The organism is Mesorhizobium sp. WSM3224 (assembly GCF_000427725.1).
In the GTDB taxonomy this organism is placed as follows: Bacteria; Pseudomonadota; Alphaproteobacteria; order Rhizobiales; family Rhizobiaceae; genus Mesorhizobium.
This window is the reverse complement of record NZ_ATYO01000004.1, coordinates 218808-232316: the sequence shown is the minus strand read 5'-3', so window position 1 is coordinate 232316 and position 13509 is coordinate 218808. Positions and strand designations below refer to the sequence as shown.

Here is a 13509-nt window from a genome sequence, read left to right as displayed (position 1 = left end):
AAAGAGGTCCGCGCATGCTTGCCAGAAAAGCCCCTGAGAAGCCAGCGGCGCCTACATCCCCCAGCGCAGCGCCGCCGTGTGCACCGGAGCGTCCCACAGTGCCGTCATTTCATCGTCTAGCAAAGTGAGCGTGATCGAGCATCCAGCCATGTCGAGCGAAGTCACATAGGAGCCGACGAGCGAGCGGGCCACCGTCACGCCCTGTTTTTCGAACATTCTGCGGGCGCTGTTGTACATCAGGTAAAGCTCCATCGATGGCGTCCCGCCGAAACCGTTGACGAACAGCAGCGCCGGCCCATTGATGCGGTCGCCGAAGTCGCCGGCAATCGCCGCACACACCTCCTCGGCGATGGCGTCGGCGCTCTTCAGCGCATCACGCCGCCGGCCGGGTTCGCCGTGGATGCCGACGCCGAATTCCATCTCGCCGTCGCCGATCTCGAAAGTCGGCTTGCCGGCAGCGGGCACCGTGCCGCTGGTCAGCGCCACGCCCATCGAGCGCGTCGCGTCATTGACGCGGTCGCCGAGCGCCTTGAGCTCGGCCAGGGCCATGCCGTTCTCGGCCGCGGCGCCGACGATCTTTTCCACCACCAGCGTGCCGGCGACGCCGCGCCGGCCGGTCGTGTAGGATGAGTTCTCGACCGCGACGTCGTCATTGGTCACCACTTGCAGCACGCCGTCCGCCATCTCGGCCGCCATGTCGAAATTCATAACGTCGCCTTCGTAGTTCTTGACGATGAACAGGCAGCCGGCGCCGGTGTCGACGGCCTGCACGGCCGCGAGCATCTGATCCGGCGTCGGCGAGGTGAAGACCTGGCCGGGGCAGGCGGCGTCCAGCATGCCATGGCCGACCAGCCCGCCATGCAGCGGCTCGTGGCCGGATCCGCCGCCCGAGATCAGCGCCACCTTGCCGGGCTTCAGCTCTTTGCGGCGGATGAATTTATGCTCGTCGCCGAGCACGAGGATGTCGGCATGGGCGGCGGCGAACCCATCGAGGCTTTCGGTCAGCACGGTATCCACCGAATTGAGAAACTTCTTCACGGCGTTCCTCCCAACTGTCTTCATTCTACGCAATTCCGAACGGAAAACCGCTTCACACTTTTCCTGGAATTGCTTTGCTCAGCCGCTGCCCTTGCCGGCGATGCTGGTTATTTTCTGGATGAACTCGTTGATCGCCCGGTCGAGCGCTGCGTTCTGCCTGTCGTCGCCGAAATCCGGAACGATGAGCGAGACATGGCGTGTCTTGCGCGGTCCGGAAGCCGCGGACACCTTGCCGGGATGCGCCTGGTGATAGGCGTCCATGAACTGGTCGCGCTCCGCCTGGCTGAAATGGCAGACGGAAAAGATGGATGGCAGATGCTTTGACGGGATCGGGATCGAATAGGTCGGGCTGGAAATCTGCGTGACGAAGCTGCGATGCTTGCCGAGCGCATCGGCAAGACGTTGGCGCGTGCCCGACGGGCGCTGGTCGATGACCTGCGACAGGATCGTCTTGTAGGCGCGGATCGCCTCTTCCGAGCTTGCTTCCGGTATCTTTTCGGTCCTGGCCATGCCGCGCTTACACCGGAACGCCGGCAATGGCCGCCTTGGCCATCGCCAGTTGAGCGGGAGCGACCGACAGGTCGCGCAGGCCGGCTTCAAGCAGCGTCGGAATGGCTGCCGGATCGCCACCCGCGTCGCCGCAGAGGCTGACCGGGATCCTCTTGTCGCGCCCGAATGCGGCGACGGCAGTGATCAGCCGCAGCACTGCCGGATGGTGCACGGAGTTGAGATGCGCGACCGCGGCATTGTCGCGCGCAGCCGCCATCACATATTGCGTCAGATCGTTGGAACCGATCGAGAAGAAGGCGACATCGCTGAAGCCCTCCGGCGCCAGCGCGACGGACGGCACCTCGACCATGATGCCGAGCGGCGGCAACTTGTGCGCCACGCCCTGCGCGGCAAGTATAGCCTGCTCCTGCGCGAACAGCGCGGCGGCTTGGCTGTACTCGTCAGGAGTGGCGATCATCGGGAACATCACCTTCAGATTGCCGTGTACGGCCGCGCGCAGCAATGCCCGTATCTGCACGCGGAAGATCTCGCGCCGCGCCAGCGAAAGCCGGATGCCGCGCAGGCCAAGAAACGGGTTGGTCTCCTCGACGGTGAAACCGGGCACAGGCTTGTCGCCGCCGGCATCGACGGTGCGGATGGTAACCGGCTTGTCGCCCGCCCATTCCAGCACCTTGCGATAGGCTTGGTACTGCGTCTCCTCGTCCGGCAGAGCCTTTCCGAACAGGAATTCCGTGCGCATCAGGCCGACGCCGTCGCAGGTCGCGATATCGATGCCGTCTACATCGGAAGGGTAGGCGATATTGACCTGGACGCGCACGGCGGTGCCGGCCTTGGTCACTGCCGGCTCCGTCAGGAATGTCCGCGCCGCGCCCTGGCGGTCGGCGAACGAGGAGGCCGATTGCCGGAAGGCTTCGACCTCAGCCGGCGACGGCGAGAAAATGATCCCGCCGCGTTCGGCATCGAGCAGCGCGAGCCCGGTGAATGTTCCAGCCAGGGCGCTGAGACCCACCACCATCGGCACGCCGCGCGAGCGCGCCAGCATCGCGACATGGCTGGCCGTGCTGCCGCGCTTGAGCGCTATGCCGCCGCCTTTGCTCCAGTCGGTTTCGAGGAATCGCGTCGGCGCGATGTCCTCGCCATAAAGGATGGCGCCCTGGGGCAACGCGACCTCGCTGTCCTCGCTCAGCGCCCGCACTACTTGGTCGCGGATGTCGCGCAGGTCGGCCGCACGGGCGCGAAAATAGTCCTGGTCTGATGCTTCGTAGCCGGCGATTTCGCTGTCGAGCGCCGCTCGCCAGGCGACGTCCGCCGGCTGCCCGGAGCCGATCGACGCGAAGGCCGGGCCGCTCAGCGCGTCGTCCTCCAGCATGGCGATGTGGAATTCGAGGATACCGGCGGCATCGCCGTCCGCGGTTTCGACCAGCGCGGCCAGACGGGCGACGGCCTTGCCTATTGCTGCTTCGAGGGCGGCTTTCTCTTCCGCGGCGCTCGCCTTGGCCTTGTAGCTGGCCGGAGGCTGGTTGAGGTCGAACAGCGGCCCTTCGGCATAGCCCGGAGAGGCTGGGATACCCTCAATCCGCATGGCCCGCATTCCTTGCGGGGCGGGAAACATGCAGGCCGGTGTCAAGCGGACCGGACATGATCCGCATCCTCGTCGAAGTTGCGCTGCACCAGATCGACCAGCGCTTTGACGGCGCCGCTTGCCCCGTCGCCCTTGGCGCGGATGTGCAGCATTGTCCCCTTCGGCGCCTTCGCCCCCATCACCTTGACGATGCTTTTGGCGTCGAACCAAGGGCCGTTGGCGGCGATCGCCACTTCCACTTCGGCCGCGAACGACTTGGCGAGCTTGGTGAACTTCACCGAAGGGCGTGCGTGCAGGCCCACGGCGTGGGTGATCAGAACGGTTGCTTCGGCGGATGCTGACATTCAGTCGGTTCCCGTTCGTTCACGACGGCGACAGTTCATGCGCCGTCGCCACCACTTCCTTGAGCGAGGCGCCGCCGGAGGATTCGGTCGCCGCCATCACCGCGCCCTCGACGATCGGCGCGTTGCAGACGATTATTCTATGCGAGCGCGGCTCGCCGATCATCTCGACCGCCATCTCCGAGTTGGTCTCGGCGCCGCCGAGATCGACCAATATGGCGACGCCGGCTTCCGACCAGGCCTTGTCGATCGCGCCCATGATCGCCTCGACGCTGGTGCCGAGCCCGCCATGGCCGTTTCCGCCGCACCATGCAAGCGGCACTTCGTCGCCCACCATCTGGCGCACCATGTCCGCCGTGCCCTCGGCAACCAGGGGCGAATGCGACACGATGACGATACCGACATTGCTCATCAAATGCCCTCTATCGCTTCCGCGACTGCGCGTACCAGAAGCGCGGTCGAGCGCGCTCCGGCGTCCATATGCCCGATCGAGCGCTCTCCCAGGAAGGAGGCGCGCCCGCGCAAGGCTTTCATCGGCACCGTGGCCTCCGCGGCCTTGTCGGCCGCATCGGCGATCTCGCTGGCCGTCTTGCCTTGCGCCAACGCCTCATACACCGGCTGCAGCACGTCGAGCATGGTTTTTTGGCCAACTTGCGATTTACCCCGCGCGGCCACCGCCTCGATCGCCTTGCCCAGTGCCGCTGCCAGCCCGTTCCGATCCGGTGCCGGCGGCAACTCTTTGCCGAGCGCCATGAACAGCGTCCCGAACAGCGGCCCGGAGGCACCGCCGACGGTCATCACCAGCTTGGTCCCGACCGCCTTCAGCGCCTCCGGAAGCGGCTTCGCAGCGAAGGCGTCCGCCTCGGCGCGCACGGCCTCGAAGCCGCGCTTCATGTTCAGGCCGTGGTCGCCGTCGCCGATCGCCTGGTCGAGCGCGGTCAGCTCCCCGGCATGCGCCGCGATCGTATCGGCCGCCGCCGCGATCAGTCGGGAGAAATCGGATGCGGCCATCATCGGTCCTTCATGCCGGGGCGAACAGCGCCGCCACGGCCGCGAATACTTCGGCCACGGCGAAGGCGCCGGGGTCCGCTACGTCGAGCTGCCTGCCAATGTAGGCGGAGCGGCCGGCCTTCGCCGTTTGCATCGCGGCGGTTGCCTCGGCGCCTTGCCGCGCCGCCTTAGCGGCCGCTTCCAGGCCGCTTGCGTCGAGGGCTCTCAGCGCCGGCTCCAGCGCATCGACCATGGTGCGGTCGCCGACCTTGGCGCCGCCATAGAAGGTCATGCGGTCGAGCCCGGCGAGCAAGGCCTTGCCGACCGGCGCGCCGGCACCGAGCGATTGCGATGCGGCGGTGAAGAAGATCGACAAAAGCACGCCGCTGGAACCACCCATCGAGGCCCCCAGCGTATCGCCGATCGCGGCGGCGGTTGCGGCCTTGTCGGCAAGCGGCAGCGTATCGATGCGCTCGAGAATGCTGCGCGCGCCCGTCGCCACGGTGGAGCCGGTGTCGCCGTCGCCCGCCTTGGCGTCGAGCGAGTTGAGGGGTTCTTCGAGCGAGATCAGCCTTTGGCAAACGGCGGTGATCAGCCGCTGCGCGGCCGCATCGCGGCTGGCGGCTCTTGCGACTGCGGCGATAGCGGGCTTGGCCATCGCCACGACGACCGGCACGCGAACCGGCTTGGCCGGCAGCCAGGCATGCGGACCGACCGGCGCCAGCAGCGCTGCCTCGCGTTCAGCGTCCAGCTTGAGCAGCGACAGCGAGAAGCCGTTCATATTGAGCGCCGTCATCAGATGGCCGGGGCCGATCGTCAGCGCCACCGTCTTCGCCAGCGGCGAGGCGAGCACCGCATTGGCGATTAAAGACATTTCGAGCGGTGGCACCGATCCGAGATTGTTGATCAGCAAGGCATAACGGCTGCCAGCATCTAGCCGCGCCGCGAGGCGCTCCGCCATGATTGCGACGAGCGTGCCGGCGCTCTGCAGCGCGATGCGCTCGACGCCCGGCTCGCCATGAATGCCGAGGCCGAGCTCGCCGTCATCGGCGCCGAATCGTTCCTCATGCGCCTGTCCAGGGATCGAGCAGGAGGAGAGCGAGATGCCGAGTGAAAAAATGTCCTTCGCCACCGCGCGTGCCGCGGCCGCGATCGACGCCAGGTCACGGCCGCTCTCGGAGAGGTGACCGGCGATCTTGTGCACGAAAAGCGTGCCGGCGACGCCGCGCGGCTGCGCGATGTCGGGCAGCGCGATGTCGTCGCCGACGATCACCATCTCGACCGCAAGACCTTCGGCCCGCGCCTTCTCCGCCGCCAGCCCGAAATTGAGCCGGTCGCCGGTATAGTTCTTGACGATCAGCAGGCAGCCGGCGGACCCGGTCGTGGCGCGGATCGCCGCCAGCACCGCCTCGACGCTCGGCGAAGCGAATATCTCGCCGGAGACTGCCGCGGTCAGCATGCCGGCGCCGACGAAGCCCGCATGCGAGGGTTCATGCCCGGCGCCGCCGCCGGAGACCACGGCCACCTTCGTCTTGTCCCAGTCGGCGCGAAGCACGACCTTGATCTCGGGATAGCCGTCGAGGCGGGCCAGCGTGCCCGACCCCGCCGTGGCGAGAAAGCCGTCGAGCGCTTCGGTGACGATCGTGTCTTTGCGGTTGAAAAAGTGCTTCATGGATTTCGTCCAGTCCGTATCTGCGGTCGTCAATCGGTTTGCAAATATGCGGCGCGAGCCGGCTACATAAGTCCCCCGCTACTACATCAATCTTTGCCCGTCCGTGCCGAAATAGAGCGGCGCGATATAGCGGATCGTCACCTTGTCCCCCTTGGCTAAAGGCGTGTCGGGATCGGTCAGCGTCACCAGCTTCCTCGCGCCCACCGTCACGTGCAGATGGTTCTGATCGCCGAGATGCTCGACCCAGTCGACGATCCCGTCGGCGTGCCCGTTCGCCGCCTTCTCGATCGACAGATGTTCGGTGCGGGCGCCGATGGTGGTCGTTCCGGTTGGCGCGCCGCCGTCGGGCAGCAGCCCGGCCGGCAAAAGGTTGATCGCCGGCTGGCCGAGGCGCGCGGCGACATGAAGGTTCGCCGGCTCCGAATAGATCGCGCGCGGCGTGCCGATCTGCACCAGCACACCGTCGGCGAGGATGCCGATGCGGTCGGCCATTGTCATCGCCTCGATCTGGTCGTGCGTGACATAGAGCATGGTGGCGCCGAGCTCGGACTGGATGCGCTTCAATTCGAGCCTGAGATCGCCGCGCAGCTTGGCGTCGAGCGAGGACAGCGGCTCGTCCATCAGGTAGATCGCGGGCTTGCGCACCAGGGCGCGGCCGATGGCGACGCGCTGCATCTCTCCGCCGGACAGTTTTGTCGAACGGTTTTCGAGCTTGTGGTCGATGCGCACCATGCGCGCCACCTCCTCGACCCGGCGCCGTACAGCCTCCTCCGGAAGCCGCCGCGCCGGCGAGCGCAGCGGGAAGGCGAGGTTGTCGAAGACCGAAAGATGCGGGTAGAGCGAATATTGCTGGAAGACGAAGGCGGTGTCGCGCTCGGCCGGAGACAGCGCCGTCGCGTCGTGCCCGCCAATGCGGATCGCGCCGCTGTCCGGCCGTTCCAGTCCGGCGATCAATCTCAGCGTCGTCGTCTTGCCGGCGCCGGTCGGCCCGAGCAGCACGACGAATTCGCCGTCCTTGATCGCGAGGTCGAGATCGTCGATCGCGACGGTGTCGCCGAAACTCTTGGTCACCCCCTGGATGTGAACGTCAGCCATGGCGCGCCTCCGCTGCCTGATCATACATGGCGGTCCTGATCGCGCGTCCGGAGCCCTTCTCGAACAGCGACAGCCGCGCCCCGTTCAGCGCCAGCCCGACCTGTTCACCGGGGCTGAGATGGATGCCTGCCGGCACCCGCGCCTTGATGATGCCGTCGGCCGTCTCGACGGCGACGATCTGCGTGGTGCCGAGATATTCGGTGCCGTAGATCGCGCCGCGCAGCTTCGAGCCGTCGTCGAAGCGGATGTGCTCGGGACGGATGCCGAGCGCCATGTCGGCGGGCGCGACATCCTCGCGCACTTCAGGCACCGCCACCTTGGCGCCCTGCACGACGATCTCCTTCGCGCCCTTCGCAAGTCCACCGCCGAAGCGCAAGAAGTTCATCGGCGGCGAGCCGATGAAATCGGCGACGAACATCGTCGCCGGCCGGTCGTAGATCTCGCGCGGCGTGCCGAACTGTTCGATGACGCCATGGTTCATCACCGCTATCTTGTCGGCCATCGACATCGCTTCCATCTGGTCGTGCGTGACATAGACGGTCGTGGCGTGGATGCGGTTGTGTAGCTCGCGCAGCTCATGCACCATCAGATCGCGGAACTCGGTATCGAGCGTACCGAGCGGCTCGTCCATCAGGAAGCATTTCGGCCGCCGCACGATGGCGCGGCCGAGCGCGACGCGCTGGCGGTCGCCACCGGCAAGGCCGGAAACGGATTTGTCGAGCAGATGGTCAATGCGCAGCAGCTTCGCGGTCTCCTCGACGCGGCTGCGGATCTCGGCCGACGCCATGCCCTGCGCCAGCAGCGGGAAGCCGATATTCTTGCGCACATTCATATGCGGATAGAGCGCGAAGAGCTGGAAGACGAAGGCGATGTCGCGCTCGCGCGCCCGGCGCATGGTGACGTCCTCGCCGCCGAGCAGGATCTTGCCGCCGGTCGGCAGTTCGAGGCCGGCGATCATGCGCAGCGTCGTCGTCTTGCCGCAGCCGGACGGCCCGAGCATGACGAAGAACTCGCCGTCCTCGACGACGAAATTGGAATCCTGCACGGCGACGAATGCGCCGAAGGCCTTCCTCAGGTTCTGAACGCGGATATCGGCCATGTCTATTCCGGGAATTTCGAGACGATGATGAACATGACCGTGCCGGCAAGCATGGTGACGAAGGAATAGGTGTAGAGCAACAGCGCGAAGGGCTGGAACAGCATCAGGAAGCCGATGGCGATCAGTGCCGTCGCGATGTTTTCCATCAGCCCGCGCCGAGCCCAGCGGGGCCATGACGATTTTCTGGAGATGGCGGGGCGCGTCATGCGTAGCTCCCTTCCTTCTCCCCATTCACGGGGAGAAGGTGGCCCGAAGGGTCGGATGAGGGGCGGCGCCAGCGCCTCAATTCAACGTTGACGTCGGCGCTGCCCCTCATCTGCCTGCCGGCATCTTCTCCCCGTGAACGGGGAGAAGGGGCGCTTCCGCAGCGCCGGTTCCATATTTGCTGACTATTCATCATTTGCGCACCGCGCCGAAGGTGATGCCGCGCAGTAGCTGCTTGCGGAGCAGGATGGTGAAGACGAGGATCGGCACCAGGAAGATGGTCGTGCCGGCCGCTACGGCCGGCCAGTCCTGGCCGCCTTCGCCGATGATGGTCGGGATGAAGGGCGGCGCGGTCTGCGCCGTGCCGGAGGTGAGCAGCGCGGCGAACGCATATTCGTTCCAGGCAAAGATCAGGCAGAAGATGGCGGTCGCGGCAATGCCGGTGGTCGCCTGCGGCAGCACGGTGCGCCAGAAGGCCTGCAGCCGCGTGTAGCCATCGATCATCGCGGCTTCTTCATATTCGCGCGGGATCTCGTCGATGAAGCCCTTGAGCAGCCACACCGCGAGCGAGACATTGACCGCGGTGTAGAGCAGGATCATGCCGAGCGCGGTGTCGGAAAGGCCGAGCTCGCGATACATCAGGTAGATCGGGATCGCCACCGCGATCGGCGGCATGAAGCGCGTCGACAGGATGAAGAACAAAAGGTCGTCGGCCAACGGCACCTTGAAGCGCGAGAAACCGTAGGCCGAAAGCGTGCCGAGGAACACCGCGCAGAAGGTCGAGCCGAAGGCGATGATCAGCGAATTGACGAAGCGCGGCAGGAAGTTCGACGGTCCGGCGATCACCATGTTGCGCTTGCGCACCGTCTCGTCGCAGAAGCCGGTCGCCGGTCCGAGCGAGTTGATGTATTCCGGCGTCTGCCGGGTCCGGGTGGTGAACAGGTTGCAATAGCCCTCGATGCTGGGCTGGAAGATGATCTTGGGCGGGTAGGCGATCGAATCCGGCGGTGTCTTGAAGCTGGTGGCAAAGATCCACAACAGCGGCACGATCGAGATCAGCGCATAGGCTATGATGATCGTGCCGGCGATCAGCTTCGCGTTCGACGACGGCGCGACGACGGAATGGGCGGTGGTCAGGCTCATCTCTGCTTCACCTTGTTGAGCGCCTTGACATAGATGTTGGCGAGACCGAACACCGCGACGAACAGGATGATGGCGAAGGCCGAGGAATAGCCGGTGCGCCAGCTCTCGAAGGCCTGCCGTTTCAGCGTGATCGAGGCGACCTCGGTGGTCGAGCCCGGCCCGCCGCCGGTCAACAGATTGACCATGTCGAACATCTTGAAGTTCTCGATGCCGCGGAACAGCACCGCGAGCATGATGAAGGGCAGCGCCATCGGCAGGGTGATCGACCAGAATTGCCGCCAGTTGGAGGCGCGGTCGACCTCGGCCGCTTCATAGATGTATTCGGGGATCGAGCGCAGGCCGGCGAGGCAGATCAGCATCACGTAAGGCGTCCACATCCAGGTGTCGACGATGATGATCGACCACGGCGCCAGCTCGACATTGGACAGCATCTGCACGTTTGTCGGCGGGATGCCGGTGACGAAGGAGATGACATAGGAGAACAGGCCGATCTGCGGCTCGTAGAGGAAGCGCCAGAAATTGCCGACCACTGCCGGCGACAGCATCATCGGCACCAGGATGATCGTCGTCCAGAAGGCGTGGCCGCGGAATTTCCTGTCGATCAGCCAGGCCAGCGTGAAGCCGATGACGGTCTGCAACAGGATCGTCCAGAACACGAAATGCGCCGTGGTCTGCATGGCGATCCAGATGTCCTGGTCGCCGAGGATGCGCTGGTAATTCGACAGCCCCAGGTTCTTTACCACCTCGTTGGGACGGTTGGCGCGGAAGTTGGTGAAGGAGAGGTAGATCGCCCAGAACAGCGGGAAGATGTTGATGGCTAAAAGCAGAAGGATCGTCGGCGAAATGAACAACCAGGCGAGGCCCTTGTCGCTGATGCCCCGGATCTTCTTGGCCAACGGCTCCGGGGTCGCCCGGGCAACGTTGTCCGCAGTCCGATTGAGCATGGTAAGTCCTGCTTCGGTCACTGGTCAGTCTCGATGATGGAATTTATCTGAACTGCGTCCCGTGCCAAGGGCGGCACGGGACCAGAGCATGATGCCGAAAAAGTGTGAAGCGGTTTTCGGACGACATCATGCTCACTCTCACTTTGGTCCGGAGCCGGATGATTTCAGGTCATTCGACCCGAAATCATCCGCTCTGCGGTCGAGCTCGGGAGGAGCCTTACATCTTGCCGTCATCCTGGAAGACCTGCGTCCAGTCCTTGACGAGGCCGTCGAGCGCGTCCTTGGGCGAGCCCTGGCCGGCGACGACGTAATCGTGGAAGCGCTTCTGCGAGGCCTGCAGCAGCGGCGCGTAGCTGGGTTCAGCCCAGAAATCCTTCACGATGGCCATCGAGTCGAGGAAGGCCTGCGCGTAGGGCTGGCTGGACGGGAACTTCGGGTCCTTGACGACAGAGTTCAGGCATGAATAGCCGCCGAGCGACCACCACTTGGCTTGCACGTCCTTGTTGGCGAACCACTTGATGTATTTCAGCGCCGATTCCTGCTTGTCGGAATAGGAAACCACCGAAATGCCCTGGCCGCCGAGCTGCGCGAACTGCTCGCCGTCGGGACCCTTCGGGTTGACGAAGTAGCCGATCTTGTCGCCGCCGACATTCTCGTCCTTCTGCAGGCCGGGCCAGGTGAAGGCGAAGTTCATATGCATCGCCACCTGCCCGGATTTGAAGGCGTCGACGCCTTCGCCCATGTAGCTGTTGGAAGCGCCGGGCGGCGTGCAGCAGTCATAGAGCGCCTTGTAGAACTCCAGTCCCTTCACCGATTTCTCGGAGTTGACGAAGCCATCCATCTCATAGGGCTTCTTCGGATTCTCGTACTGGAAGCCGTAGCTGTAGAGCACGTCCATGGCGCCCATGGTGATGCCTTCCGAGCCGCGCTCGGTATAGATCGAGGCGCCGTAGACGGTCTTGCCGTCGATCTGCCGCTTCTGGAAGAATTCGGCAATCTGCTTCAGCTGGTCGAAGGTGGTCGGCGGGGCGAGATCCCAGCCATACTTTTCCTTGAATTCCTTCTGCAGCTCGGGCTTGGAGAACCAGTCCTTGCGATAGGTCCAGCCGACGACGTCGCCCATGGCCGGCAGCGCCCAGTAGTTCGGCGTGTTCTTCGGCCATTCGGAATAGCCGACCACGGTTGCCGGCACGAAGTCGTCCATGCTGATCTTCTCCTTGTCGAAGAAGTCGTTCAGCTTGACGTAGTGGCCGTTCTCGGCCGCGCCGCCGATCCACTGGCTGTCGCCGATGATCAGGTCGCACAGCTTGCCGTGCGAGTTGAGCTCGTTGAGGAAGCGGTCGGCATAATTGGTCCACGGCACGAATTCGAACTTCATGCCGATGCCGGTTTCCTTGGTGAAGTCCTTGGACAATTCCACGAGCGCGTTGGCCGGATCCCAGGCCGCCCAGCACAGCGTCAGGTCTTCCGCATGCGCGACGTTCGAGACGGCTGTCGACGCAAAGATCGCCGAGGCCAGTCCCAACGCCAGTTTCAAGGTCGATTTCATGCCTTACCTCCCATTTGCGAAACGCGTCCGGATGACGGTTTCAAGAGCCCTCAACCTCTCTCCTCAGAGGCCCAAACATGGCGACGCGGTGCGCCGCAGATGTTTAGTAATTTGTTTAGTGATGCAATTTTTACTAAACAAGGCAAGCGAATTCGTTGCTGCGCCGCAGCATGGCGAAACGGGTGATTGAAATCGTTGGGGAATGATCGCAGGACGCCACGTCCCGCTGCTGTCAGCCGGCCCCGCTGGCGGGGCTCGGGCTTGCCGCCGGGTCGCCCTTGGCACCATCCGTGGCTATCGCAAAAGTCAGCCCTGCGCCTTGCGCGGCATAGGCGGCCAGCGTACCGAACATGAATATCTCGATATCGTCGGGATGCGCGCCCAGCGTCAGTATCTTCACGTCTTCTCTCCCGGAAATGGTATCGTGCCGAACGGAATCCTGCTCGCCCTGATCGCCTATGCAAGCTATTCGTTCAGCGACGGGGTCATCAAGAGCTTGGGCGGGCAGTTCACCGTCTTCGAGATCGGCTTTTTCTCGACCTTGTTTGCCGGCTGCTTTCTGTTCTTCACCAAGCCCAACGGCGAACGCTGGCGCGACGTCTGGCGCACCAAAAGGCCATGGGCGGTGCAGGCGCGCGCCTTGGCGGGTATCGCGTCCGGCGTGCTCAGCGTCTTTGCCTTCACCACCATTCCGCTGGCGGAAGTCTACGCACTGATCTTCCTGGCGCCTTTGCTGGTCACCATCCTGTCGACAGTCATCCTGAAGGAGAGGGTCGGCCCCTGGCGGTGGCTGGCCGTGGTCGCCGGTTTTGCCGGCGTCATGCTGGTGGTGAGGCCGGGCTTCCGCGAATTGCATCTCGGCCATCTAGCCGCCTTCGCCAACGCCTTCCTCGCCGCCACCAGCGTCACCCTGATGCGCTCGCTCGCCCAGCAGGAAAAGCGCACGACGATTCTCGGCGCGCTGGTCGGCTATGGCTTGGTCTTCAACGGCGTCGGCGCGGCCGCGACGTCGTTCGCGCTCCCCAATCTCGGGCAATTGGTCTGGCTGATGCTGGCCGGCATGTTCACCGCCGGCGGACAGCTGCTGCAATTGCTTGCGGTCAAATACGCGCCCGCAAACCGTATCGCGCCGACGCATTACTCGCAGATCGTCTGGGCGGTTATCCTCGGCGCGCTGTTCTTCCAGGAATATCCCGACTGGCTGTCATTGGTCGGTCTGGCTGTGGTCGGCGCTTCCGGCCTTCTGACGATGGTGCGCGAAGAAGTCAGGCTCGGCACCGTGCGCTGGAACCCGTTTTCACGCACCAGGCTTTGACCGCGCGCCGGTCTGGCAAGTTGCGTG

General features: G+C 64.5%; 14 protein-coding genes and 1 pseudogene. 1 reads left to right on the top strand and 14 read right to left on the bottom strand.

Translation table 11 applies throughout. The annotated features are described in order from the left end of the window. Nucleotides 1-51: 51 nt before the first annotated feature. The 14 genes and pseudogenes from dhaK to YU3_RS39190 form a co-directional block, all read right to left on the bottom strand. On the bottom strand, nt 52-1038 hold the full coding sequence (gene dhaK, locus YU3_RS0109940) for a dihydroxyacetone kinase subunit DhaK (protein ID WP_027166095.1): 987 nt from the start codon (nt 1036-1038) through the stop codon (nt 52-54). Between the two features lie 78 nt (nt 1039-1116). Further along, on the bottom strand, nt 1117-1548 hold the full coding sequence (locus tag YU3_RS0109935) for a hypothetical protein (RefSeq protein ID WP_027166094.1): 432 nt from the start codon (nt 1546-1548) through the stop codon (nt 1117-1119). A 7-nt stretch (nt 1549-1555) separates the two neighbouring features. Beyond that, complete coding sequence (gene ptsP / locus YU3_RS0109930; protein WP_027166093.1) at nt 1556-3130, bottom strand: phosphoenolpyruvate--protein phosphotransferase; 1575 nt, start codon at nt 3128-3130, stop codon at nt 1556-1558. 41 nt (nt 3131-3171) lie between these two features. Then, on the bottom strand, nt 3172-3474 hold the full coding sequence (locus YU3_RS0109925) for an HPr family phosphocarrier protein (RefSeq protein WP_027166092.1): 303 nt from the start codon (nt 3472-3474) through the stop codon (nt 3172-3174). A gap of 19 nt (nt 3475-3493) precedes the next feature. Then, nucleotides 3494-3883 carry a dihydroxyacetone kinase phosphoryl donor subunit DhaM gene (gene dhaM, locus YU3_RS0109920; protein WP_027166091.1) on the bottom strand — a complete coding sequence of 130 codons (390 nt, stop codon included), beginning with the start codon at nt 3881-3883 and terminating at the stop codon, nt 3494-3496. Continuing rightward, on the bottom strand, nt 3883-4482 hold the full coding sequence (dhaL, locus tag YU3_RS0109915) for a dihydroxyacetone kinase subunit DhaL (protein WP_027166090.1): 600 nt from the start codon (nt 4480-4482) through the stop codon (nt 3883-3885). Before dhaL ends, dhaM begins: the two co-directional genes overlap by 1 nt. 10 nt (nt 4483-4492) lie before the next feature. Next, nucleotides 4493-6133, bottom strand: coding sequence for a dihydroxyacetone kinase subunit DhaK (locus tag YU3_RS0109910; RefSeq protein WP_027166089.1), 1641 nt, complete (start codon nt 6131-6133; stop codon nt 4493-4495). A gap of 81 nt (nt 6134-6214) precedes the next feature. Then, nucleotides 6215-7228 carry an ABC transporter ATP-binding protein gene (locus YU3_RS0109905; RefSeq protein ID WP_027166088.1) on the bottom strand — a complete coding sequence of 338 codons (1014 nt, stop codon included), beginning with the start codon at nt 7226-7228 and terminating at the stop codon, nt 6215-6217. Beyond that, nucleotides 7221-8327: an ABC transporter ATP-binding protein gene (locus YU3_RS0109900; RefSeq protein WP_027166087.1), complete on the bottom strand. Its 1107-nt coding sequence runs from the start codon at nt 8325-8327 to the stop codon at nt 7221-7223. Before YU3_RS0109900 ends, YU3_RS0109905 begins: the two co-directional genes overlap by 8 nt. 2 nt (nt 8328-8329) lie before the next feature. Next, nucleotides 8330-8533 (bottom strand): hypothetical protein, encoded by a 204-nt coding sequence (locus YU3_RS0109895; RefSeq protein WP_027166086.1) that lies wholly within the window; start codon nt 8531-8533, stop codon nt 8330-8332. A 190-nt stretch (nt 8534-8723) separates the two neighbouring features. Beyond that, the gene (locus YU3_RS0109890; protein ID WP_027166085.1) at nt 8724-9674 is read right to left on the bottom strand and encodes a carbohydrate ABC transporter permease; all 951 of its coding nucleotides are present in this window, start codon (nt 9672-9674) and stop codon (nt 8724-8726) included. After that, nucleotides 9671-10618: a sugar ABC transporter permease gene (locus YU3_RS0109885; RefSeq protein WP_027166084.1), complete on the bottom strand. Its 948-nt coding sequence runs from the start codon at nt 10616-10618 to the stop codon at nt 9671-9673. The genes YU3_RS0109890 and YU3_RS0109885 overlap by 4 nt, the downstream gene beginning before the upstream one ends. 217 nt (nt 10619-10835) lie before the next feature. Beyond that, nucleotides 10836-12167 carry an ABC transporter substrate-binding protein gene (locus YU3_RS0109880; RefSeq protein WP_027166083.1) on the bottom strand — a complete coding sequence of 444 codons (1332 nt, stop codon included), beginning with the start codon at nt 12165-12167 and terminating at the stop codon, nt 10836-10838. Between the two features lie 274 nt (nt 12168-12441). Continuing rightward, nucleotides 12442-12567: pseudogene (locus YU3_RS39190) on the bottom strand (PIG-L family deacetylase); the annotation flags it as partial. A 24-nt stretch (nt 12568-12591) separates the two neighbouring features. Between YU3_RS39190 and YU3_RS0109870 the strand changes: the two are divergent. After that, nucleotides 12592-13482 carry a DMT family transporter gene (locus tag YU3_RS0109870; protein WP_027166082.1) on the top strand — a complete coding sequence of 297 codons (891 nt, stop codon included), beginning with the start codon at nt 12592-12594 and terminating at the stop codon, nt 13480-13482. Nucleotides 13483-13509: the final 27 nt, after the last annotated feature.

Coding starts and splice junctions, on each gene's coding strand:
- YU3_RS0109910 (WP_027166089.1), bottom strand. CDS start 6,133: ATGAAGCACTTTTTCAACCGCAAAGACACGATCGTCACCGAAGCGCTC.
- YU3_RS0109895 (WP_027166086.1), bottom strand. CDS start 8,533: ATGACGCGCCCCGCCATCTCCAGAAAATCGTCATGGCCCCGCTGGGCT.
- dhaL (WP_027166090.1), bottom strand. CDS start 4,482: ATGGCCGCATCCGATTTCTCCCGACTGATCGCGGCGGCGGCCGATACG.
- ptsP (WP_027166093.1), bottom strand. CDS start 3,130: ATGCGGATTGAGGGTATCCCAGCCTCTCCGGGCTATGCCGAAGGGCCG.
- YU3_RS0109900 (WP_027166087.1), bottom strand. CDS start 8,327: ATGGCCGATATCCGCGTTCAGAACCTGAGGAAGGCCTTCGGCGCATTC.
- YU3_RS0109880 (WP_027166083.1), bottom strand. CDS start 12,167: ATGAAATCGACCTTGAAACTGGCGTTGGGACTGGCCTCGGCGATCTTT.
- dhaM (WP_027166091.1), bottom strand. CDS start 3,883: ATGAGCAATGTCGGTATCGTCATCGTGTCGCATTCGCCCCTGGTTGCC.
- YU3_RS0109935 (WP_027166094.1), bottom strand. CDS start 1,548: ATGGCCAGGACCGAAAAGATACCGGAAGCAAGCTCGGAAGAGGCGATC.
- YU3_RS0109925 (WP_027166092.1), bottom strand. CDS start 3,474: ATGTCAGCATCCGCCGAAGCAACCGTTCTGATCACCCACGCCGTGGGC.
- YU3_RS0109890 (WP_027166085.1), bottom strand. CDS start 9,674: ATGAGCCTGACCACCGCCCATTCCGTCGTCGCGCCGTCGTCGAACGCG.
- YU3_RS0109885 (WP_027166084.1), bottom strand. CDS start 10,618: ATGCTCAATCGGACTGCGGACAACGTTGCCCGGGCGACCCCGGAGCCG.
- YU3_RS0109905 (WP_027166088.1), bottom strand. CDS start 7,228: ATGGCTGACGTTCACATCCAGGGGGTGACCAAGAGTTTCGGCGACACC.